The 23,350-nt window shown below is 64.3% G+C and carries 23 protein-coding genes and 1 tRNA gene; all 24 read right to left on the reverse strand.

Annotation, left to right across the window (positions count from 1 at the left end; translation table 11 throughout):
• Positions 1-18: 18 nt before the first annotated feature.
• Entirely contained in the window at positions 19-1,215 is a 1,197-nt protein-coding gene (locus tag VXM69_RS13885; protein WP_034190813.1) for an acyl-CoA dehydrogenase family protein, read from the reverse strand.
• A 104-nt stretch (positions 1,216-1,319) separates the two neighbouring features.
• A complete protein-coding gene (locus tag VXM69_RS13890; RefSeq protein ID WP_034190812.1) occupies positions 1,320-1,742 on the reverse strand; it encodes a DUF1178 family protein in 423 nt (140 codons plus the stop codon).
• Between the two features lie 136 nt (positions 1,743-1,878).
• Positions 1,879-2,469 (reverse strand): NUDIX domain-containing protein, encoded by a 591-nt coding sequence (locus VXM69_RS13895; protein WP_034190811.1) that lies wholly within the window; start codon positions 2,467-2,469, stop codon positions 1,879-1,881.
• 40 nt (positions 2,470-2,509) lie between these two features.
• Positions 2,510-2,806 (reverse strand): DUF2818 family protein, encoded by a 297-nt coding sequence (locus VXM69_RS13900; protein WP_034190810.1) that lies wholly within the window; start codon positions 2,804-2,806, stop codon positions 2,510-2,512.
• Positions 2,806-4,260 carry an NADH-quinone oxidoreductase subunit NuoN gene (gene nuoN / locus VXM69_RS13905; protein WP_175028768.1) on the reverse strand — a complete coding sequence of 485 codons (1,455 nt, stop codon included), beginning with the start codon at positions 4,258-4,260 and terminating at the stop codon, positions 2,806-2,808. The genes VXM69_RS13900 and nuoN overlap by 1 nt, the downstream gene beginning before the upstream one ends.
• Before the next feature lie 36 nt (positions 4,261-4,296).
• The gene (locus VXM69_RS13910) at positions 4,297-5,787 is read right to left on the reverse strand and encodes an NADH-quinone oxidoreductase subunit M (RefSeq protein WP_021162817.1); all 1,491 of its coding nucleotides are present in this window, start codon (positions 5,785-5,787) and stop codon (positions 4,297-4,299) included.
• Between the two features lie 18 nt (positions 5,788-5,805).
• The gene (gene nuoL / locus VXM69_RS13915; protein ID WP_367189762.1) at positions 5,806-7,860 is read right to left on the reverse strand and encodes an NADH-quinone oxidoreductase subunit L; all 2,055 of its coding nucleotides are present in this window, start codon (positions 7,858-7,860) and stop codon (positions 5,806-5,808) included.
• A 17-nt stretch (positions 7,861-7,877) separates the two neighbouring features.
• A complete protein-coding gene (gene nuoK / locus VXM69_RS13920; RefSeq protein ID WP_006478272.1) occupies positions 7,878-8,183 on the reverse strand; it encodes an NADH-quinone oxidoreductase subunit NuoK in 306 nt (101 codons plus the stop codon).
• Positions 8,184-8,201: 18 nt separating this feature from the next.
• Positions 8,202-8,852, reverse strand: coding sequence for an NADH-quinone oxidoreductase subunit J (locus VXM69_RS13925; protein WP_011545812.1), 651 nt, complete (start codon positions 8,850-8,852; stop codon positions 8,202-8,204).
• Between the two features lie 112 nt (positions 8,853-8,964).
• Positions 8,965-9,453: an NADH-quinone oxidoreductase subunit NuoI gene (gene nuoI / locus VXM69_RS13930; RefSeq protein WP_009691265.1), complete on the reverse strand. Its 489-nt coding sequence runs from the start codon at positions 9,451-9,453 to the stop codon at positions 8,965-8,967.
• 10 nt (positions 9,454-9,463) lie between these two features.
• Positions 9,464-10,531, reverse strand: coding sequence for an NADH-quinone oxidoreductase subunit NuoH (nuoH, locus tag VXM69_RS13935; protein WP_034190807.1), 1,068 nt, complete (start codon positions 10,529-10,531; stop codon positions 9,464-9,466).
• Positions 10,532-12,862, reverse strand: coding sequence for an NADH-quinone oxidoreductase subunit NuoG (gene nuoG, locus VXM69_RS13940; RefSeq protein ID WP_034190806.1), 2,331 nt, complete (start codon positions 12,860-12,862; stop codon positions 10,532-10,534).
• Between the two features lie 82 nt (positions 12,863-12,944).
• Positions 12,945-14,255: an NADH-quinone oxidoreductase subunit NuoF gene (gene nuoF, locus VXM69_RS13945; RefSeq protein WP_006478267.1), complete on the reverse strand. Its 1,311-nt coding sequence runs from the start codon at positions 14,253-14,255 to the stop codon at positions 12,945-12,947.
• Positions 14,252-14,737 (reverse strand): NADH-quinone oxidoreductase subunit NuoE, encoded by a 486-nt coding sequence (nuoE, locus tag VXM69_RS13950; protein WP_006756903.1) that lies wholly within the window; start codon positions 14,735-14,737, stop codon positions 14,252-14,254. Before nuoE ends, nuoF begins: the two co-directional genes overlap by 4 nt.
• Before the next feature lie 173 nt (positions 14,738-14,910).
• Positions 14,911-16,164 (reverse strand): NADH-quinone oxidoreductase subunit D, encoded by a 1,254-nt coding sequence (locus VXM69_RS13955; RefSeq protein ID WP_034190805.1) that lies wholly within the window; start codon positions 16,162-16,164, stop codon positions 14,911-14,913.
• Positions 16,165-16,173: 9 nt separating this feature from the next.
• Positions 16,174-16,776 (reverse strand): NADH-quinone oxidoreductase subunit C, encoded by a 603-nt coding sequence (locus VXM69_RS13960; protein ID WP_034190804.1) that lies wholly within the window; start codon positions 16,774-16,776, stop codon positions 16,174-16,176.
• 21 nt (positions 16,777-16,797) lie between these two features.
• Complete coding sequence (locus tag VXM69_RS13965) at positions 16,798-17,277, reverse strand: NADH-quinone oxidoreductase subunit B family protein (protein ID WP_006398799.1); 480 nt, start codon at positions 17,275-17,277, stop codon at positions 16,798-16,800.
• A gap of 62 nt (positions 17,278-17,339) precedes the next feature.
• Complete coding sequence (locus tag VXM69_RS13970) at positions 17,340-17,699, reverse strand: NADH-quinone oxidoreductase subunit A (RefSeq protein ID WP_006398798.1); 360 nt, start codon at positions 17,697-17,699, stop codon at positions 17,340-17,342.
• 153 nt (positions 17,700-17,852) lie between these two features.
• Positions 17,853-17,937, reverse strand: a tRNA-Leu gene (locus VXM69_RS13975).
• Between the two features lie 111 nt (positions 17,938-18,048).
• On the reverse strand, positions 18,049-18,423 hold the full coding sequence (gene secG, locus VXM69_RS13980; RefSeq protein ID WP_034190803.1) for a preprotein translocase subunit SecG: 375 nt from the start codon (positions 18,421-18,423) through the stop codon (positions 18,049-18,051).
• 72 nt (positions 18,424-18,495) lie between these two features.
• Positions 18,496-19,251, reverse strand: a complete 756-nt coding sequence (gene tpiA, locus VXM69_RS13985; protein WP_124609493.1) for a triose-phosphate isomerase — start codon at positions 19,249-19,251, stop codon at positions 18,496-18,498.
• Positions 19,252-19,392: 141 nt separating this feature from the next.
• Entirely contained in the window at positions 19,393-20,412 is a 1,020-nt protein-coding gene (locus VXM69_RS13990) for an NAD(P)H-quinone oxidoreductase (protein ID WP_034190801.1), read from the reverse strand.
• Between the two features lie 148 nt (positions 20,413-20,560).
• Positions 20,561-22,708 (reverse strand): polyribonucleotide nucleotidyltransferase, encoded by a 2,148-nt coding sequence (gene pnp / locus VXM69_RS13995; RefSeq protein WP_034190837.1) that lies wholly within the window; start codon positions 22,706-22,708, stop codon positions 20,561-20,563.
• 290 nt (positions 22,709-22,998) lie between these two features.
• Positions 22,999-23,268, reverse strand: a complete 270-nt coding sequence (gene rpsO, locus VXM69_RS14000; RefSeq protein ID WP_006398792.1) for a 30S ribosomal protein S15 — start codon at positions 23,266-23,268, stop codon at positions 22,999-23,001.
• Positions 23,269-23,350 lie beyond the last annotated feature (82 nt).

A 23,350-nucleotide genomic window follows, 5' to 3' on the forward strand; every position in this document is an offset into this window, starting at 1 on the left:
GTTGTCTCCGTTCCCTGATCACAGCCCCAGAATCATCTGCGCGATGATGTTCTTCTGGATCTCGTTCGAGCCACCGTAGATCGACGTCTTCCGGTAGTTGAAGTAGTACGCGGCAAGCGGCGCCGCATCGTCGTCGCCCGCGATGCTGTGCTCGCGCTCGCCGTCGAGGAACGGCACGTCGAACGGCGCGGCGAGCGGGCCGATCGCATCGACCATCAGTTCGGTGAGCGCCTGCTGCACCTCGGTGCCCTTGATCTTCAGCATCGATGCCTCGGGGCCGGGCCCCTTGCCGCTCGTCTCGCGGCTGACGACACGCAGCACCGTCACCTCGAGCGCCATCAGCTCGACTTCGAGCGCCGCGACCTTCGCGGCAAATACCGGATCGGCGAGCAACGGCTTGCCGTTCTTGCGCTGGTTCGACGCCACGCGCTTCAGGAACGCGAGCTCGCGTTTCGACGCGCCGACGCGTGCGATGCCGGTGCGCTCGTGGCCGAGCAGGTATTTCGCGTAGGTCCAGCCGCGGTTCTCGTCGCCGACGAGGTTCTCGACCGGCACCTTCACGTCCTCGAAGAACACTTCGTTGACCTCGTGGTCCTCGTCGAGCATGACGATCGGGCGCACGGTGATGCCGGGCGTCTTCATGTCGATCAGCAGGAACGAGATGCCCTCCTGCTTCTTCGCGGCCGGATCGGTCCGGACGAGGCAGAACATCATGTCGGCGTGCTGGCCGAGCGTCGTCCAGGTCTTCTGGCCGTTGACGACGTAGTGGTCGCCATGGCGCTCGGCGCGCGTGCGCAGCGATGCGAGATCGGATCCCGAACCGGGCTCCGAGTAACCCTGGCACCACCAGTCGGAACCGTCGAGTATGCGCGGCAGATAGTGGCGTTTCTGCGCCTCGCTGCCGTACTTCATCAGCACCGGTGCGACCATCGACACGCCGAACGGCAGCACGGTCGGCGCGCCGATCCGCGCGCACTCCTCATCCCAGATGTGTCGCTGCGTCGCGTTCCAGCCCGGGCCGCCGTATTCGACGGGCCACGCGGGCGCGGACCAGCCGCGCTGGCCGAGAATCCGGTGCCAGCTCGCGAAATCCTCGCGGTCGAGTCGTTTGTGATCGAGTACTTTGGCGCGCAGCGCGTGAGGCAGGTTGGCCTCGAGCCAGGCGCGGACGTCGGCGCGGAACGCGTCGTCGGCGGGGGAATAATCCAGATCCATGCGCAGTGTCTCCTGTCGGCCGGAGTGCGCGCTTCAGCGGTTGCTCCGGTCTCATGCAGACGCTCGCCGCGGCCGTCCGCCCCGGCAAGGATCCGCTGCATGCGTCATTGCAGCGGTTCTTTCAGCGCGGCAGGAATCGGCAGCGGCATCACGTCGATGCCTTCTTCGGCCAAGGATTGCGCATCTTCCGGCGTCGTGACGCCACGAATGCTGCGTGCGGGCGCCTCGTTGTAATGGATGCGCCGCGCTTCCTCGGCGAAGCGCTCGCCCACATTCTCGGTTTTCTCCAGCACCTCGCGCAGCGCACGCATCACCTGCGCCTGCAGCGCACGCGGGTCGGCCGGCCGGGCCTGCGTCGCGCCCGACAAGTTCAGGCGCGGCGCCGACGGCAGACGGTTGACCTCGGTCGTTCCGCACACCGGACATTCGACCAGCTTGCGGGACAACTGCGCTTCGAATTCATCGGCGGAAGCGAACCAGCCTTCGAACCGATGACCGTGCGGGCACTGTAAATCGAGGACCTTCATGCTGAATCAGGGCGTGTGACGAGTGTAGCGCAAATTGCGGTTTTGTGAACGATCGTGCTAAATCGCGATCGCGCGGGACGAATGCACCGCGTCACCGGATTGTAACGCGGCGCCCCGCTCGCCGTTGGCGCGACGCTCAGGGCGTCAGGACCGGCCCGAGCGGCCAGGCGCCGGACAGCACCTTGTCGAGCCACATCATGCCGATGATCGTCTTCACGTCGGTGATCTGGCCCGTGCGCACCCACTCCTGCAGGTCCGCCTGCGTCGCGGTGAAGGTCTCGAGGAATTCGCCTTCGTCGAGCTTGCGCTCGCCGGCCGTCAGCCCACGCGCAAGGTACAGGTCGATGAATTCGGTCGAATAGGAAATGATCGGGTGAATGCGGGCCAGGAACACGTATTCACGCGCCGTGTAGCCCGTTTCCTCGCGCAGTTCGCGCACCGCGCACGCGAGCGCGCCTTCGTCCGGATCGAGCTTGCCGGCCGGGAATTCGGCCATCACCTTGCCGATCGGATAGCGATACTGGCTTTCCATCAGCACGCGGCCGTCGTCGAACAGCGGGATCACCATCACCGCGCCCGGATGCTGGACGTATTCGCGCGTGGCCTTCTTGCCGTCCGGCAGACGGACGGTGTCGCGCTTGAGCTTGAGGAACGCGCCTTCGAAAATCGCCTCGCTCTCGAGGCAGGTTTCGGTCAGTGCGGCGTCGTGATTGGGTAGTTCGGCCATCGGCGGCTCCTGGATGAGCACGACGGACGGCCGGGGGCCGTCAGCGTCGTTTGACGAGATACTGGAACGTGAAGCCGGGGAACGCGAACACGACGAACAGACTGAACGTGATCGCGTAAAACTGCCAGCCCTGTTCAAAGCGGTTGCCGGCACGCGATTCGAGCCAGAAGCCGAGCGCGCCGACGATGAAATACAGCACGATCAGCTCGCCGATCCGCACCCACGCGCTCTTCTTCGCCGCGCCGAACGGCACGACGGCGAAGAGGCGTTGGTTCAGGAACGGGAGGTTGGCGCATACGAGCGCCAACAGCACGATAAACCAGCCGGCTGCCGACATTACAGCGGCAGCGTGTGACGAATTGCCTGCAGGCAGGCCGTCAGCAGCGGGCTCGGAATCAGGCCGAGCACGACGACCGCCAGGCCGTTCAGCACGAGGATCGTGCGCTTGCAGAAATCACCCGTGATCGGCGTCGAATCCTGCGGTGCATCGAAATACATCAGCTTCACGATGCGCAGGTAGTAGAACGCGCCGAACAGCGACGTGATCACGGCCAGCACGGCCAGCCACGTGAGGCCCGCGTTGACGGTCGCCTCGAGCACGGCCAGCTTCGCATAGAAGCCGACGGTCGGCGGGATGCCGGCCAGCGAGAACATCATGACCATCATCACGAACGCGAACACCGGGCTGCGCTTGTTGAGGCCCTTGAAGTCGTCGATCGTTTCCGCTTCGAAATCGCGGCGTGCGAGCAGCATCACCACGCCGAACGAGCCAAGCGTCGTGATCAGGTAGACGATCGCGTAGAACATCGCCGAGCTGTAGGCGTTCGCCGGTGCCGCCGCGTCGCCCTTCACGATGCCCGCGAGCAGGCCGAGCAGCACGAAGCCCATGTTCGAGATCGCCGAGTAGGCGAGCATCCGCTTGATGTTGCGCTGGACGATACCGGTGATGTTGCCGACGATCAGCGACAGCGCGGCGAGGATCACGAGCGCGGTCTGCCAGTTCTGAGCGAGCGGCAGCAGGCCCATCACCAGGAAACGCAGGCCCCACGCGAACGCGGCAACCTTCGGGCCGCCGCCGACGAACAGCGTCATCGCGGTCGGTGCGCCCTGGTAGACGTCCGGCACCCACATGTGGAACGGCACGGCACCCAGCTTGAACGCGATACCGGCGACGATGAAGACCACGCCGAACATCAGCACGGCTGCGTCGGTGTTGCCGCCGACGGCCTTGTACACCTCGCCCAGCTCGAGCGAGCCGGTCGCGCCGTAGAGCATCGAGATGCCGTACAGCACGAAGCCCGACGCGAGCGCGCCCAGCACGTAGTACTTCATCGCGGCTTCGCTCGACTGCGCGGCGTCGCGGCGCAGCGCGATCACGGCATACAGCGACAGCGACATCAGTTCGAGACCGAGGTACAGCGTCAGGAAGTTGTTGCCCGACACCATGACCAGCTGGCCGAGCAGCGAGAACATGCCGAGCAGGAACACGTCGCCGCGGAACATGTCGCGATCTTCGAGGTACTTGCGCGAATAGACCAGCGAGACCGCGAAACCGAACGACACGACGGCCTTCATCGTGCTCGCGAACGAGTCGACGACGACCATCTTCGAGAAGAAGTAGTACTGCTGCGGGTCGAGTGCCTGCACCGCGAACCACACGCCCGCGACGACCGACGAAACGACCGCGATCAGATAGGTCAGGCGGCGGCCGGAAGCACCGGTAAAGGTGTCGTTCAGCCATGCGACGACGATGGCGGCCATCACCAGCGCGTCAGGCAACAGGACATTCATAGGAGCATTCATGATCTTGGTTTCCTCCGCTCGCGATTACTGGGCCAGCGGCAGCTTCGACTGCGCGACGTGGGAGAGGAGGTTTTCCACGGAAACGTGCATCACGTCCGTGAAAGGCTTCGGATAAAGACCCATCAGCAGCGTGAACGCGGCGAGCACGGCCAGCATCAGGAATTCGCGACGGCCGATGTCCTTCAGCTTGGCAACGTGATCGTTCGCCACCGCGCCGAAGTACACGCGCTTGTACATCCACAGCGTGTAGGCCGCACCGAGGATCAGCGTGAACGCCGCGCCGAAGGCGATCCAGAAGTTGTACTGGACGGCCGCGAGAATCACCATGAACTCGCCGACGAAACCCGACGTACCCGGCAGGCCGCAGTTGGCCATCGAGAACAGCATCGCGAATGCCGCGAACTTCGGCATCACGTTGACGACGCCGCCGTAATCGGCGATCTGGCGCGAGTGCACGCGGTCGTACAGCACGCCGATGCAGAGGAACATCGCGCCCGACACGAAGCCGTGCGAGATCATCTGGATGATCGCGCCTTCGACGCCGAGCTGGTTGAAGATGAAGAAGCCGAGCGTGACGAAGCCCATGTGCGCGATCGACGAATACGCGACCAGCTTCTTCATGTCGGCCTGCACCATCGCGACGAGGCCGATGTAGATCACCGCGATCAGCGACAGCGTGATCACGACCGGTGCCAGGAAGTGGCTCGCGTCAGGCGTGATCGGCAGCGAGAAGCGCAGGAAACCGTAGGCGCCGAGCTTCAGCATGATCGCGGCCAGCACGACCGAGCCGCCCGTCGGCGCTTCCACGTGCGCGTCCGGCAGCCACGTGTGCACCGGCCACATCGGCACCTTCACCGCGAAGGCGAGGAAGAAGGCGATGAACAACAGGATCTGCGGCGTCATCGCGATCTTCGCGTTCTGCCACGTCGCGAGGTCGAACGAGTGCGTTTCCGTGTACAGGTAGATCAGCGCGACCAGCATCAACAGCGAGCCGGCCAGCGTGTACAGGAAGAACTTGAACGCCGCGTACACGCGGTTCGGGCCGCCCCACACGCCGATGATGATGTACATCGGGATCAGGGTCGCCTCGAAGAACACGTAGAACAGCAGGCCGTCGGCCGCCGAGAACACGCCGATCATGATCCCGGACAGGATCAGGAACGCCGCGAGGTACTGCGCGACGTTCTCGGTGATCACTTCCCACGCGGCGATCACGACGATCACCGTGATCAGCGCGGTCAGCACGACGAACCACATCGAGATGCCGTCGACGCCGAGGTGATACGCGATGTCGAAGCGTTCGATCCAGGTCGACTTCTCGACGAACTGCAGCGCGGCCGTGCTCGAGTCGAAGCCCGTGATCAGCGGGATCGTGACCGCGAGACCGAGCAGCGAGCCGATCAGCGCGATCCAGCGGGCCGTCCCCGGATTTTTGTCGTTACCTACCGCGAGTACCAGGAGGCCGAAAACGATCGGCAACCAGATCGCGGTACTGAGAATCGGAAAAGCGTGCATTGTTCTTGTCCCCTCGCCTTATTTGCCGCCGAGCGTTACAAACAGGGTCAGGAGCCCCAGCATGCCGATGATCATGGCGAACGCGTAGTGATAGATGTAACCGGATTGGAGGAAGCGGATCACGCCGGCGAACCAGCCGATGAACCGGGCGCTGCCGTTGACGAGGCCGTCGATCACCACGACGTCGCCTTCCTTCCACAGGCCGCGGCCGATCGCCACCGAACCACGGGCGAACACCACTTCGTTGATCTTGTCCAGGTAGTACTTGTTGTCCAGCAGCGTGTAGATCGGGCCGAACGCGCGGCGGATCGACGCCGGCAGTTCCGGACGCTTCAGATACAGGAACCAGGCGACCACGACGCCGGCGAGCGCGAGCCAAACCGGCAGGCCCGACACCGAGTGCAGGCCCATGCCCACCCAGCCGTGGAACTCTTCGGCCATCTCGGCGAGCGCCGGGTGGTTTTCGCCGATGAAGATCACCTTGTCGAAGGCGACGCCGTGCTGGAAGAAATCGCCGAACAGCATCGGGCTGATCGCGATCGCACCGATGATCACCGACGGGATCGCCAGCAGGACCAGCGGCACCCACACGACCCACGGGGTCTCGTGCGGCTCGTGCGCGTGGTCGTCATGACCGTGGCCATGGCCGTGATCGTCGTGGCCGTGCGCGGCCGCCATGCCCATCGGCGACTCCGGATGCTTCGGCTTGCGGAAGCGCTCTTCGCCGTGGAACACCAGGAAGTACATGCGGAACGAGTACAGCGCCGTGACGAACACGCTCGCGACGACCGCGAAGTACGCGAAGCCCGAACCCGGCAGGTGCGACAGCTTCACCGCGTCGATGATCGAATCCTTCGAGTAGAAGCCCGAGAAGAACGGCGTGCCGATCAGCGCGAGCGAACCGACGAGCGACGTGATCCACGTGATCGGCATGTACTTGCGCAGGCCGCCCATGTTGCGCATGTCCTGGTCGTGGTGCATGCCCATGATGACCGAGCCGGCGCCGAGGAACAGCAGCGCCTTGAAGAACGCGTGCGTCATCAGGTGGAACACGGCGACCGGGTAGGCGGACACGCCGAGCGCGACGGTCATGTAGCCGAGCTGCGACAGCGTCGAGTACGCGACCACGCGCTTGATGTCGTTCTGGACGATGCCGAGGAAGCCCATGAAGAGCGCCGTGATCGCGCCGATCACCGTGATGAACGACAGCGCGGTATCCGACAGCTCGAACAGCGGCGACATGCGCGACACCATGAAGATACCGGCCGTCACCATCGTCGCCGCGTGAATCAGCGCCGAAATCGGCGTCGGGCCTTCCATCGAGTCCGGCAGCCACACGTGCAGCGGGAACTGTGCCGACTTGCCCATCGCGCCGATGAACAGGCAGATACAGGCCACGGTCAGCAGGCCCCAGTCGGTGCCCGGGAAGTGCAGGCTCGCGAGTTCCGCGCGCTTCGCGAACACTTCGCCGTAGTTCATCGAGCCGGCGAACGCGAGCAGCAGGCCGATGCCGAGCAGGAAGCCGAAGTCGCCCACGCGGTTCACGAGGAACGCCTTCATGTTCGCGTAGATCGCGCTCTCACGCGTGAAGTAGAAGCCGATCAGCAGGTACGACACCAGACCCACCGCTTCCCAGCCGAAGAACAGCTGCAGGAAGTTGTTGCTCATCACGAGCATCAGCATCGAGAACGTGAACAGCGAGATGTACGAGAAGAAGCGCTGGTAGCCGTCTTCTTCCGCCATGTAGCCGATCGTGTACACGTGCACCATCAGCGAGACGAAGGTCACGACGACCATCATCATCGCGGTCAGCGAATCGACGAGGAAGCCGACTTCGAGTTTCAGCGAGCCGACGTTCATCCATTCGTAGACGGTCGCGTTGAAGCTTGCGCCGCCCATCACGTCGAGGAAGACTTTCGCCGACAGGAGGAACGCGATCATCACGCCGAGGATCGTGATCCGGTGTGCGCCCTTGCGCCCGACTGCGTTCCCGAACAGCCCCGCAATCAGCGAGCCGACCAGCGGAGCGAGCGGAATCGCCAGCAGCAGGTTTTCATTGAGTGTCGTTGACATAACAGCGTTGCCTGAAATTAACCTTTGAGCTGATCGAGATCCTCGACATTGATCGTGTCGAGCTTACGGAACAGGGTCACCAGAATCGCAAGACCGATCGCGGCTTCCGCTGCCGCGACGGTCAGCACGAAGAACACGAAGATCTGGCCGTGCACGTCGCCGAGGTAATGCGAGAACGCGACGAAGTTGGTATTCACCGCCAGCAGCATCAGTTCGATCGACATCAGGATGATGATGACGTTGCGGCGGTTCAGGAAGATCCCGACGATCGCGATCGCAAACAGGATCGCGCCGAGCACAAGGTAGTGAGCAAGAGTCAGCATGATTTTCTTTTCCTCCGCTTAGCCGTTGGTGCCCGAACCGGCTTCGCTCTGCGCCGTTTCCGGCTGCGGCTTGTCCGCTTCCATCTTCACGAGGCGCACGCGGTCGTTGCGGCGCACCTTGACCTGATCCGACACGCGCTGGCGCTTGCTGTCCTTGCCCTTGCGCTCGGTCAGCCCGATCGCGGCGATGATCGCGACCAGCAGCACGAGACCGGCGATTTCGAACGCGAAGATGTAGTCGGTGTAGATGACCTTGCCGATCAGGCGCGTGTTCGACCAGTTGGCCATCTCGCCCGTCGCCATCGCATGCACGGTGTGCGTGTCGCCGTAACCGCGCCACAGGATCAGCGCGGTCTCGATCACGATGATCGCGCCGACCACGGTCGCCATCGGCACGAAGCGCTTGAAGTCGCGGCGCAGGTAGTCGATGTTGATATCCAGCATCATCACGACGAACAGGAACAGCACCATCACGGCGCCCACGTAGACCAGCACCAGCAGGATCGCGAGGAACTCCGCTTCCAGCAGCATCCAGATCGCGGCGGCGTTGAAGAACGCCAGCACAAGGAAAAGCGCAGACGCCACCGGGTTGCGCGAAGTGATCACCTTCAGCCCTGATACCACCAGGAGCAGCGCGAAGATGTAGAACAGTACGGTCGTGAATTCCATGATTACCGGTTCATCGTTAGGCCATAGTCAGGCGCGGCTTGCGGGACGCTCTCGCGTGCCGCACCCGTCGCGGCGGCTCGGCCCTGGCTGCGGGCCGGCACTGCAAACACAATCAACGATACGGCGCGTCGGCAGCCTTCGCCGCGGCGATGTCCTTCTCGTAGCGATCGCCCACCGCGAGCAGCATTTCCTTCGTGAAATACAGGTCGCCGCGCTTTTCGCCGTGGTACTCGAGAATCTGCGTCTCGACGATCGAGTCGACCGGGCAGCTCTCTTCGCAGAAACCGCAGAAGATGCACTTCGTCAGGTCGATGTCGTAGCGCGTCGTGCGGCGCGTGTTGTCCGCGCGCGTTTCCGATTCGATCGTGATCGCCATCGCGGGGCACACGGCCTCGCACAGCTTGCACGCGATGCAGCGCTCTTCGCCGTTTTCGTAGCGGCGCAGTGCATGCAGCCCGCGGAAACGCGGCGAGATCGGGGTCTTCTCTTCCGGGAACTGCACGGTGAACTTGCGCTTGAACGTGTAACGACCGGTCAGCGCGAGCCCCTTCAGCAGCTCGGTCAGGAAGAAGGTCTTAAAGAAGTGTTGGATAGCCGTCATGATTTCGTCCTTACTTCACCCAGATGTTCAGCGGCGACATCATCCAGCAGCCGACCACGACCACCCAGATCACCGTGACGGGCAGGAACACCTTCCAGCCCAGACGCATGATCTGGTCGTAACGGTAGCGCGGGAACGTCGCGCGGACCCAGATGAACACCGACAGCAGTGCGAATACCTTCAGCACCAGCCAGAAGATGCCCGGGATGAACGACAGGAATTCGAACGGCGCATCCCAGCCGCCGAGGAACAGCGTCGCAGCCAGCGCCGAGATCACGATCATGTTGATGTACTCGGCGAGGAAGAACAGCGCGAACGCCATACCCGAGTAGTCGATCATGTGACCCGCGACGATTTCCGACTCCCCTTCCACCACGTCGAACGGGTGGCGGTTCGTTTCGGCGATGCCCGAGATGAAGTACACGACGAACGCCGGCAGCAGCGGCAGCCAGTTCCACGACAGGAAGTTCACGCCGTGGCCGGCGAAGAAGCCGTGCTGTTGCGAACCGACGATCTCCGACAGGTTCAGGCTGCCGGCCGTCATCAGCACGAGCACCAGCGCGAAGCCCATCGAGATTTCGTACGACACCATCTGTGCCGCGGCGCGCATCGCGCCGAGGAACGCGTACTTCGAGTTCGATGCCCAGCCCGCGAGAATCACCGCGTACACGCCGATCGACGAGATCGCCATCGCGTACAGCAGGCCCGCGTTCACGTTCGCGAGGACCGCTTCGGCCTGGAACGGGATCACGGCCCACACGGCGAATGCCGGCACGACGGTCATCACCGGCGCGATCAGGTACAGCCAGCGGCTGGCGGCGCTCGGCTGAATGACTTCCTTCAGCAGCAGCTTCAGCACGTCGGCGATCGGCTGCAGCAGGCCGCCGGGGCCGACGCGGTTCGGGCCGAGACGCACGTGCATCCAGCCGATCAGCTTGCGTTCCCACAGAATCAGGTACGCGACGCACAGCAGGATGACGACGGAGACGACGAGGATGCGCACGACTGCCCACACCGTCGGCCACGCGAAGCCGAGAAGCTCGGCCCCGCCCGCGTTGATCGTATCGAACAAGCTCATTTACGCCTTCTCCACCACCAGTTCACCGGACAGGCTGCCGAGCGCTGCGCCGGCAGGCGTCGCCGCCGACACGCGAACGACCGTCTCCGCAAGATTCGCGTCGCGCACGGCCGGCAACTGCACCGCACGCTCGCCCTGGCGCACGCGCACGGCGTCGCCTTCCTTCAAGCCCAGCTTGTCGAACAGCGCGGCCGGCAGGGCTGCGGCATTCGCCGCCTTCGCGGCAGCCGTCAGGTGCAGCGCACCCGCGCGGCGCACGAGCGCGTCGGCGTGATAGATCGGCACATCGGCCAGGCGCTCGAAACCGCCGTTCGCGGCATTCGCCGCGGCACGCACCGGCGCGACCGACGTCTGGTTCGACAGACGGCCCGCGACGCCGGCGTCGCCGAGCGCGGCGAGACGCACTTCTTCCGCGGTCTCGTATTCGAAGTTCGGCAGGCCGAGCAGGCTGCCGAGCACGCGCAGCACCTTCCAGCCCGGACGCGTGTCGCCGAGCGGGCGCACGACGCCGTTGAAGCTCTGCACGGTGCCTTCCGCGTTCACGTACGTGCCGGCCGTTTCGGTGAACGGCGCAACCGGCAGCAGCACGTCGGCGTAGTCGAGACCGTGCTTGAACGGCGACATCACGACGACCATTTCCGCCTGGTTCAGCGCGGCCAGCGCCTGGGCCGGATCGGCCGTGTCGAATTCCGGCTCGACGTTCAGCAGCACGTAGCCCTTGCGCGGCTGCGCGAACGCTTCGCGTGCGTTCAGGCCGCCTTCGCCCGGCAATGCGCCGACGACGTGCGCGCCGACCGTGTTCGCCGCTTCCGTCAGGAAGCCGAACGTGGCGCCGGTGTTGTCGGCGATCCACTTGGCGACGGCATGCAGCTTCGCGAATTCGGGGTGGCGGACCGCGACGTTGCCGAGCAGCACCGCGCGGCGTTCGCCGTTCGACAGCGACTGCGCGACAGCCTGCGCGGCCGGCGACGCGGTGACGCCTGCCAGCGCGTCGGGCAGCGCGACGCCGCGCAGTTGCGCGACGGCCGCGGCGATGCCGGCCAGCTCGTCGAGCCACGCGGACGGTGCGGCCACGATGCGTTGCGCGGTCGGGATCAGTGCGTCGTCAGCGGTCGCGTGCAGGAAATGCAGCTTCGCGCCGTTCTTCGCGGCCTGACGCAGGCGCGACGCGAACAGCGGGTGGTCGCGGCGCAGGAACGAACCGACGACGAACGCGGCGTCCACGTTCGACAGGTCGGCGATCGGCATGCCGAGCCACGGCGCGCCCTGGACCGGCGCCGAGAAATCCTGCTGACGCAGACGGAAGTCGACGTTCGGCGTCTTCAGTTCGTTGGCGAGCTGCTTCACGAGGAACAGCTCTTCAGCGGTGCTGTGCGCGCTCGCGAGCATCGCCAGCGCGTTCGCGCCGTGATCCGCGGCGATGCCCTTCAGGCCCTTCGCGACGTATTCGAGCGCGGTCTGCCAGTCGGTTTCGATCCACTGGCCGCCCTGCTTCAGCATCGGCTTCGTCAGGCGCTCTTCGCTGTTGAGGCCTTCATACGAGAAGCGGTCCTTGTCCGAGATCCAGCATTCGTTGATCGCTTCGTTCTCGAACGGCAGCACGCGCATCACGCGGTTGTTCTTCACCTGCACGACGAGGTTCGCGCCGACGGAATCGTGCGGGCTCACCGACTTGCGGCGCGACAGCTCCCACGTACGGGCGCTGTAGCGGAACGGCTTGCTGGTCAGCGCACCGACCGGGCACAGGTCGATCATGTTGCCCGACATTTCGGAATCGACCGTCTTGCCGACGAACGTCGTGATTTCCGAGTGCTCGCCGCGGCCCAGCATGCCGAACTCCATCACGCCGGCGATTTCCTGGCCGAAGCGGACGCAGCGCGTGCAGTGGATGCAGCGCGACATTTCTTCCATCGAGATCAGCGGGCCCACGTTCTTGTGGAACACCACGCGCTTTTCTTCCGAGTAGCGCGACGACGACTTGCCGTAGCCGACCGCCAGATCCTGCAGCTGGCATTCGCCGCCCTGATCGCAGATCGGGCAATCGAGCGGGTGATTGATGAGGAGGAATTCCATCACCGACTGCTGCGCCTTCACGGCCTTGTCGGACTGCGTGTGGACGATCATGCCGGCCGACACGGGGGTCGCGCAGGCAGGCACGGCCTTCGGCATCTTCTCGACTTCGACGAGACACATCCGGCAGTTGGCCGCAACCGACAGTTTCTTGTGATAGCAGAAGTGAGGAATGTACGTATCCGCCTTGTGCGCAGCCTGGATCACCATGCTGCCTTCGGGCACCTCGACCTTCTTGCCGTCTATTTCAAGTTCAACCATGATGGTGAATGGTCCTTAACCTATTTCCGCCCGTTCGCGCCTTGGCCCGACCGTGCGCTCAAATTCCGCAACCGGGTTCGCTTCAGGCCGCCGCCGCGTGCGCGTGGCCGCCGACCATGCAGTGCTTGTGCTCGACGTGGTACGCGAATTCGTCCCAGTAGTGCTTGAGCATCCCGCGTACCGGCATCGCCGCCGCATCGCCGAGCGCACAGATCGTGCGGCCCATGATGTTCTCGGCCACCGAGTTCAGCAGGTCCAGATCTTCCTGGCGGCCTTCGCCGTGCTCGATACGGTTCACGACGCGATACAGCCAGCCGGTGCCTTCACGGCACGGCGTGCACTGGCCGCACGATTCCTCGTAGTAGAAGTACGACAGGCGCAGCAGCGAGCGCACCATGCAGCGCGTCTCGTCCATCACGATCACCGCGCCGGAACCGAGCATCGAGCCCGCCTTCGCGATCGAATCGTAGTCGAGATCCGTCTGCATCATGATGTCGCCCGGGATCACCGGCGCCGACGAGCCGCCCGGAATCACGGCCTTGATCTTCTTGCCGCCGCGCATCCCGCCGGCGAGCTCCATCAGCGTCGCGAACGGCGTGCCGAGCGGCACTTCGTAGTTGCCCGGACGCTCGACGTCGCCCGACACCGAGAAGATCTTCGTGCCGCCGTTGTTCGGCTTGCCGATCTCGAGGTAGTTCTGCGGCCCGATGGACAGCAGGAACGGCACCGCGGCGAACGTCTCGGTGTTGTTGATCGTGGTCGGCTTGCCGTACACGCCGAAGCTCGCCGGGAACGGCGGCTTGAAGCGAGGCTGGCCCTTCTTGCCTTCGAGCGATTCGAGCAGCGCCGTTTCCTCGCCGCAGATGTACGCGCCGTAACCGTGGTGCGCGTGCAGCTGGAACGAGAATTCCGAGCCCATGATGTTGTCGCCGAGGAACCCGGCCGCACGCGCTTCGTCGAGCGCGGCTTCGAAGCGTCGATACACTTCGAAGATTTCGCCGTGGATGTAGTTGTAGCCGACGGTGATGCCCATCGCGTATGCGCCGATGGCCATGCCTTCGATCAGCGCGTGCGGGTTCCAGCGCAGGATGTCGCGATCCTTGAACGTGCCCGGCTCGCCTTCGTCCGAGTTGCAGACGAGGTACTTCTGCCCCGGGAACTGGCGCGGCATGAAGCTCCACTTCAGGCCGGTCGGGAAGCCCGCACCGCCGCGGCCGCGCAGGCCCGACGCCTTCACGTCGGCGATCACCTGCTCGGGCGGAATCTTTTCTTCGAGAATGCGGCGCAGCTGCTTGTAGCCGCCGCGCGCGACGTAATCTTCGAGATGCCAGTTCTCGCCGTTCAGACCAGCGAGGATCAGCGGTTTGATGTGACGGTCGTGGAGGGACGTCATTTCGAGAGCTCCTCAAGCAGCTGGTCGATCTTCTCGCGGCTCATGAAGCTGCACATTCTGTGATTGTTCACCAGCAGCACCGGCGCATCGCCGCACGAGCCCATGCATTCGCCTTCCTTCAGCGTGAACTTGCCGTCGGGCGTCGTCTCGCCGAAGCCGATGCCGAGCTTCTGTTTCAGGTAGTCGGCAGTCGCTTCCGCGCCGCCGTGCGGGCCGAGCTGGCACGGCAGGTTCGTACAGAGCGTGATCTTGTGCTTGCCGACCGGGTTGAGCTCGTACATCGTGTAGAACGTCGCGACTTCCTGCACGGCAACGGCCGGCATGCCGAGATAGTCCGCGACGAACTGCATCAGTTCGGGCGACAGCCAGCCGTGCTCTTCCTGAGCAACGGCCAACGCCGACATCACGGCGGACTGTTTCTGATCGGCGGGATACTTCGTCAACGCTCGATCGATTTCCTTCAGGCCTTCAGCTGAGATCATTTTCAGACACGACTCTTTCAATTCCTACCGAACGAACAACCTGCCGCACACTGGGGTGCATGGACGGCAGACCTGGCGCTCACTCTGTTGACAGCTTGCGAAGCCGCGCCGGTTCAGCGCGCATCGCGTGTGACTTACTGCTTCGCCGCCCGCTCGCGCGGGCGGCGCAACCATTAGCGATCGATCTCGCCGAACACGATGTCCTGCGTACCGATGATCGTGACGGCGTCGGCGATCATGTGACCGCGCGCCATTTCGTCGAGCGACGCCAGGTGCGCGAAACCCGGCGCGCGAATCTTGAGGCGATACGGCTTGTTGGCGCCGTCCGACACGAGGTAGATGCCGAATTCACCCTTCGGATGCTCGACCGCCGCGTACGCTTCGCCTTCCGGCACATGGAAACCTTCGGTGAAGAGCTTGAAGTGGTGAATCAAGTCTTCCATGTTGGTCTTCATGCCGACGCGCGACGGCGGGGCAACCTTGTGATTGTCCGTCATCACCGGGCCCGGATTCTTGCGGAGCCACTCAATACACTGTTTCGCGATGCGGATCGACTGGCGCATTTCCTCGACGCGCACCAGATAGCGGTCGTAGCAATCGCCGTTCACGCCGACCGGCACGTCGAAATCCATGCGATCGTACACTTCGTACGGCTGCTTCTTGCGCAGATCCCAGGCGATACCCGAGCCGCGCAGCATCGGGCCCGTCAGGCCCATCTGCAGCGCACGTTCCGGGCTGACCACGCCGATCCCGACCAGGCGCTGTTTCCAGATCCGGTTGTCGGTGAGCAGCGTTTCGTATTCGTCGACGCACTTCGGGAAGCGCGTGAAGAAGTCGTCGATGAAGTCGAGCACCGAGCCGCTGCGCGCTTCGTTCATCTTCGCGAGCGCCTTCTCGTTGCGAATCTTCGACGCCTTGTATTGCGGCATCACGTCAGGCAGGTCGCGGTAGACGCCGCCCGGACGGTAGTACGCCGCGTGCATCCGGGCGCCGGACACCGCTTCGTACACGTCCATCAGGTCTTCGCGTTCGCGGAAGGCGTACAGGAACACGGCCATCGCGCCGACGTCGAGCGCATGCGCGCCGATCCACATCAGGTGGTTCAGCACGCGCGTGATCTCGTCGAACAGCACGCGGATGTACTGCGCGCGCTCCGGCACTTCAATGCCGAGCAGCTTCTCGATCGCGAGCACGTAGCCGTGCTCGTTGACCATCATCGACACGTAGTCGAGACGGTCCATGTACGGCACGGACTGGATGAAGGTCTTGGATTCCGCGAGCTTTTCCGTCGCGCGGTGCAGCAGGCCGATGTGCGGATCGGCACGCTGGATGACTTCGCCGTCGAGCTCGAGCACGAGGCGCAGCACGCCGTGCGCTGCCGGGTGCTGCGGGCCGAAGTTGAGCGTGTAGTTCTTGATTTCTGCCATGACGCCCCCTTAATGTTTCAGACCGCCATAGCGATCCTCGCGGATCACGCGCGGCGTGATTTCGCGCGGCTCGATCGTCACCGGCTGGTACACGACCCGCTTCTCTTCCGGGTCGTAACGCATTTCGACATAGCCCGACACCGGGAAGTCCTTGCGGAACGGGTGGCCGATGAAGCCGTAGTCGGTGAGGATGCGGCGCAGGTCGGGGTGGCCTTCGAACACGATGCCATACAGGTCGAACGCTTCGCGCTCGTACCAGTTCGCGGAGGTCCAGGTGTCGACCAGCGATGCCACGATCGGCAGGTCGTCGTCCGGCGCGAATACGCGCAGGCGCAGGCGCCAGTTGTTCGTGACCGACAGCAGGTGCGACACGGCCGCGAAGCGCGGGCCGTCGTAGGCACCGTCGCCGAAGGTCTGGTAATCGACACCGCAGAGGTCGAGCAACTGCTCGAATCGGAGCTTCGGATCGTCGCGCAGCGTCTTTGCGACTTCGAGGTAATCGCTCGCCTTCACGACGAGCGTCAGTTCACCGATCGCTTCGGTGAGGCTCACCACGCGCGCGCCGAGCGCGGCTTCGAGGTTTGCCTTGAGGGTCTCGATTTTGCTTGCCATATTGAGGGGACGCTCGGGGCTTTATTGACGGGCAATGGTGTTGGTGCGACGGATCTTCGCCTGAAGCTGGATCACGCCGTAGACCAACGCCTCGGCCGTGGGCGGACAGCCCGGCACGTAGACGTCGACCGGCACGATCCGGTCGCAGCCGCGAACCACCGAATACGAGTAGTGGTAGTAACCACCGCCGTTCGCGCACGACCCCATCGAGATCACCCAGCGCGGCTCGGCCATCTGGTCGTACACGCGGCGCAGCGCGGGCGCCATCTTGTTGCAGAGCGTGCCGGCGACGATCATCACGTCCGACTGACGCGGACTCGGACGGAACACGACGCCGAACCGGTCCAGGTCATAACGGGCCGCGCCCGCATGCATCATCTCGACGGCGCAACACGCGAGCCCGAACGTCATCGGCCACAGCGAGCCGGTACGCGTCCAGTTGATCAGCTTGTCAGCCGTCGTGGTGACAAACCCTTCCTTCAAGACCCCTTCGATACTCATTTGCTTTCCACTCCAGACGAGCGACCGAGCGTGGCCGCCCATGCAAACCGGCGATTAACCCATCACTCCCAGTCGAGCCCGCCTTTCTTCCAGATATAGGCAAAGCCCAGCAGGAATTCGAGCAGAAAAATCATCATTGCGATGAAACCCGGCCAGCCGATGTCCCGGAGCGCGACGCCCCACGGGAACAGGAATGCGGTTTCGAGATCGAAGATGATGAACAGGATGGCGACGAGGTAATACCGGACGTCGAATTTCATCCGGGCGTCTTCAAAGGCTTCGAAGCCGCACTCGTATGGTGCGTTCTTCTCGACGTCCGGCTTGTTGGGACCCAGGAGCTTGCCGATGCTGACCAGCGCTATACCTAAACCAGTGCCCACGAGAAGGAACAACAAGACGGGGTAATAGGCTGCGAGGTTCAAGGCAATCCTCTATCGGTTGGTTCTGAGCGTCCGGAGAATACCACTTCCGGCGGAAGGAATCATTTCGGAGTGCAGGCGATCGCAAGACAACCGCAAGCACACCCCAGAAATGAAAAATGCCAGCCACTAGAAGCGGCTGGCATTGAGTAACTTTGGTGCCGACGGCGAGACTCGAACTCGCACAGCTTTCGCCACTACCCCCTCAAGATAGCGTGTCTACCAATTTCACCACGTCGGCACTGCATGCAACTCGGGTTGTGCTGCTTGTTTCCCGCGAATCGCTTCAAGAATTAAATTCTAACCCGAGTTCCAGATTTGTTCAACGCACAACCGCAAAAAAATTAACTTTTTATTTCGGGACATCCTGGCCCGGCGCGCTTGCCGCCGAGCCCGCGACGGCCGCGGATGCCGCGACGGCCGGCGTCGATGCTGCAGGTGCCGGCGCGGTCGCTGCCGAGCCGAGCACGCCGGCCGACGGCGTCGATTTGTACGAACCGAGATACGTCAGCGCGAGCGTCGCGACGAAGAAAATCGTCGCGAGGATGCCCGTCGTGCGCGACAGGAAGTTCGCCGAGCCCGTCGCACCGAACAGGCTGCCCGACGCGCCGCTGCCGAACGCGGCGCCCATGTCGGCACCCTTGCCGTGCTGCAGCAGCACGAGACCAATCACACCGAGTGCAGACAGTACCTGCACCACAATAATCAGCGTCTTGAATAACAGCATCACACCCACCCGATTGGATCGGGCGACCGGACCGTCCGGCCGCCGTCATGGTTCAATTCGATCTCGGACCGCTTATCGCGCGGCCCGGCAGATCGCCAGGAAATCTTCCGCCTTCAGCGACGCGCCGCCGATCAGGCCGCCGTCGATGTCCGGCTGCGCGAACAGCTCTTCCGCGTTGTCCGGCTTCACGCTGCCGCCGTACAGCACGGACACGTCCTCCGCCCCCTTCGCCGCGAGACGCGCGCGCAGGAACGCGTGCACGTCCTGCGCCTGCGCCGACGTCGCGCTCCTGCCCGTGCCGATCGCCCAGACCGGTTCGTACGCGACGACGATGCGTGCGGCCTCGTCAGCCGTCAGCACGGCCAGCACCGCGTCGAGCTGCGCACCGACGACCTGCTCGGTCGCGCCCGATTCGCGCTCGTCGAGCGTCTCGCCGACGCACACGACCGGCGTGAGCCCGGCAGCGAGCGCGCGCCGCGTCTTCGCCGCGACCGTCTCGTTGCTTTCGCCGTGATACGCGCGACGCTCCGAGTGACCGACGATCGCATAACGCGCGCCGAACTCGGCGACCATCGCGGCCGCCACTTCGCCGGTGAACGCGCCCTGTTCGTGCGCGGACACGTCCTGCGCGCCGAAGACGACACGACCGTCACCCAGCTGCGCCTGAACCTGCGCGAGATACGGGAACGGCACGCACACGCCGACCGACGTATCGGCCGCCACCGCGCCCGCGCCCTGCACCACTTCGTTCAGCAACGCCTGGTTGCCGGCCAGCCGGCCGTGCATCTTCCAGTTGCCGATCACCCGCTTCGTTCTCTGTTTCGACATCGTGTCTGTCTCGTCACCGCTGTGTCATTGACGCGCCGGAAACCGGCCATCAGGTTTGATCTGGCGAAGCAAACCCGCGATTTTACTGCGCACGGCTTGAACCGGTCAAACCGCGCATGTCAAGTCCGGCCACGCGGGCCGTCAGGCGTTCGTACCCCAATCGAGCACGATCTTGCCGGTGTGCTCGCTGCTTTCCATCAGCGCATGCGCCTGCGCGGCGTCCGCGGCCGGCAACACGCGGTAGATCACCGGCTTGATGCGCCCGTCGGCGATCAGCGGCCACACGCGCGCCTTCAGTTGCGCGGCGATGCGCGCCTTGAACTCGACCGGACGCGGGCGCAGCGTCGAACCCGTGACGGTCAGCCGGCGGCGCAGGATCTCGCTCAGGTTGACGTCGGCCTTCGCGCCGCCGAGCAGCGCGATCAGCACGAGACGGCCGCCGTCCGCGAGCGCCGACAGCTCGCGCGGCACGTACGAGCCCGCCACCATGTCGAGGATTACGTCGACGCCGCGATCGTGCGTCAGCGACTTCACGACCTCGACGAAATCCTCGGTCTTGTAGTTGATCGCGCGTTCGGCGCCGAGCGCCTCGCACGCGCGGCACTTGTCGGCAGTGCCAGCCGTCGCGAACACGCGAAAGCCGAGCGCGTGCGCGATCTGGATCGCCGTCACGCCGATGCCGCTCGAGCCGCCCTGCACGAGCAGCGTCTCCTGCTCGCCGCCCTCGCCCGCGCCGAGCCGCGCACGGTCGAACACGTTGCTCCACACGGTGAAGAACGTCTCGGGCAGCGACGCGGCCTCGATATCGGTGAGCCCGTCAGGCACCGGCAGGCACTGCGGCAGCGGCGCGACCGCGTATTCGGCATAACCACCGCCCGCGAGCAACGCGCACACGCGATCGCCCAGCTTCAGGCCGAACGGGTTCAGCGCGGCATCGGACAGGTCGCCGCCGACGATCTCGCCCGCCACCTCGAGGCCCGGCAGATCCGACGCCCCCGGCGGCGGCGCATAGCCGCCCTTGCGCTGGAACACGTCGGGCCGGTTCACGCCGGAAGCCGCCACCTTGATCAGCACCTCGCCGCGCTTCGGTTCGGGGCGCGGGCGCTCCGCGAGCTTCAGCACGTCGGGGGCGCCGAATTCGGTGATTTCGATGGCTTTCATGGTGAAGGAGGCTCCAGGATCGGAATCGGATGGCCCGCCCGCGCACGCGGCACGGACGCCTTGCCGGCGCTGCTGCGCCGCACAACGATGCTACAGAAAAAACGGCCGGCACGCTTTCGCACTGCCGGCCGCTGGTCCGCCCGTCCGCTTACTGCTGCGGCGGCGTATCCGACTGCGCTGCCGCGGCGGCTTCGTTCAGCAGCGCCTTGGCCGACAGGCGCACACGGCCCTTCTCGTCCGTCTGAATGACCTTGACCTTGACCTGCTGACCTTCCTTCAGGTAGTCGTTGATGTCCTTCACACGCTCGTTGACGATTTCCGAGATGTGCAGCAGGCCGTCCTTGCCCGGCAGCAGGTTCACGATCGCGCCGAAATCGAGCAGCTTGAGCACCGTGCCTTCGTACACCTGGCCGACTTCGATCTCGGCCGTGATTTGCTCGATGCGCTTCTTCGCTTCGGCCATGCCTTCGCTGCTGGTGCTCGCGATCGTCACGACGCCGTCATCCGAGATGTCGATGGTCGTGCCCGTTTCTTCCGTCAGCGCGCGGATCACCGAACCGCCCTTGCCGATCACGTCGCGGATCTTTTCCGGGTTGATCTTGATCGTGATCATGCGCGGCGCGAATTCCGACAGCTGCGTGTTCGCACCCGAGACCGCCGAGGTCATCTTGCCGAGGATGTGCATGCGGCCTTCCTTCGCCTGCGCGAGCGCGACCTGCATGATTTCCTTCGTGATGCCCTGGATCTTGATGTCCATCTGCAGCGCCGTCACGCCTTGTTCCGTGCCGGCCACCTTGAAGTCCATGTCGCCGAGGTGATCTTCGTCGCCGAGGATGTCGGTCAGCACCGCGAACTTGTTGCCTTCGAGGATCAGGCCCATCGCGATACCCGCGACGTGCGCCTTCATCGGCACGCCGGCGTCCATCAGCGCGAGGCAGCCGCCGCACACCGACGCCATCGACGACGAACCGTTCGACTCGGTGATTTCCGACACGACGCGGATCGAGTAGCCGAATTCGTCGGCGCTCGGCAGGCACTTGACCAGCGCGCGCTTCGCGAGGCGGCCGTGGCCGATTTCGCGGCGCTTCGGCGAGCCGACGCGGCCCGTTTCGCCGGTGGCGAACGGGGGCATGTTGTAGTGGAGCATGAAGCGCTCGCGGTATTCGCCTTCGAGCGCGTCGATGATCTGCTCGTCACCCTTCGTGCCGAGCGTCGCGACGACCAGCGCCTGCGTCTCGCCGCGGGTGAACAGCGCGGAGCCGTGGGTGCGCGGCAGCACGCCGGTGCGGATTTCGATCGGGCGCACGGTGCGCGTGTCGCGGCCGTCGATACGCGGCTCGCCGTTCAGGATCTGCGAACGGACGATCTTTGCCTCGATGTCGAACAGCACGTTGCCAACGGTGGCCTTGTCGGCCGCAGCCGTACCGGCCGCCAGCGCTTCTTCCTCGAGCTTCGCCGAGGTGGCCGAGTAGACTTCCTTCAGCTTCGCCGAACGCGCTTGCTTGTCGCGGAGCTGGTAGGCGGCGAGCAGGTCGTTCTGCGCCAGTTCGGTCACGCGGGCGATCAGCGCCTCGTTCTTCGGCGCCGGCTGCCAGTCCCACTCGGGCTTGCCGCCTTCGCGCACCAGTTCGTGGATCGCGTCGATCGCGACCTGCATCTGCTCGTGACCGAACACGACCGCGCCCAGCATCACTTCTTCCGACAGCTGGTCGGCTTCCGATTCGACCATCAGCACGGCGCGCTCGGTACCCGCGACGACGAGGTCGAGGCTCGATGCCTTGATCTGGTCACGCGTCGGGTTCAGCACGTACGCATTGTCGATGTACGCCACGCGTGCGGCACCGACCGGGCCGTTGAACGGCAGGCCCGACACGGCGAGCGCGGCCGATGCGCCGATCAGCGCGGGGATGTCCGCCGGGATATCCGGGTTCACGGACAGCACGTGGATCACGACCTGGACTTCGTTGTAGAAGCCTTCCGGGAACAGCGGGCGCAGCGGGCGGTCGATCAGGCGCGACGTCAGCGTCTCATGCTCCGACGGACGGCCTTCGCGGCGGAAGAAGCCGCCCGGGATCTTGCCGGCCGAGTAGGTCTTCTCGAGGTAATCGACGGTCAGCGGGAAGAAATCCTGACCCGGCTTCGCCGACTTCGCGCCGACGACGGTTGCCAGCACGACGGTGTCTTCGACGTCGACGATCACCGCACCGCTCGCCTGGCGAGCAACTTCACCGGTTTCGAGGCGCACCTTGTGCTGGCCCCACTGGAATTCCTTCACGACCTTGTTGAACATGGACATGGTTGCTCCTTTGTATTCATGCATTTCATTCGCCGCGCCGGCCATCCGGCACGGCGGCGTCTCGACCGAATCACCCGGAGCAAGGTGTGTTTTTTATGCCATTCCAGCGCGGCGCTCGTGCAGCAGCGCGCTGGAATGACACAAATCCTGCCCCGGAATCAGTCGTTGCGGCGGCCCCGCACGAACGTGCCGGACAGCCTGCGATGCGCGTGACGCTACGCACCGCGCAAAAACAAAATGCCTGTATCAGCGGACTGACACAGGCATCTTGCTGGCGGCAATCGCCTCGATTACTTACGCAGACCCAGCTTCTCGATCAGTGCGCGGTAACGGTCGGCATCCTTGCCCTTGAGGTAGTCGAGCAGCTTGCGGCGGCGGCTCACCATGCGCAGCAGGCCGCGGCGGCTGTGGTGATCCTTCGCGTGGGTCTTGAAGTGACCCGTCAGTTCGACGATACGTGCGGTCAGCAGTGCGACCTGGACTTCGGGCGACCCCGTGTCGTTGGTACCGCGGGCGAACTGAGCAACAACTTCCGACTTCTTGATATCTGCAACAGACATGTGATTTCCTTTCTAACTGAACAGGCGGACACGGAAGAATGGCCGTGCCGTGACTTACAACCGGCGGGCATTGTAGCACAAC

This window comes from Burkholderia sp. Ed8, from assembly GCF_040761425.1.
Taxonomy (GTDB): Bacteria; Pseudomonadota; Gammaproteobacteria; order Burkholderiales; family Burkholderiaceae; genus Burkholderia; species Burkholderia seminalis.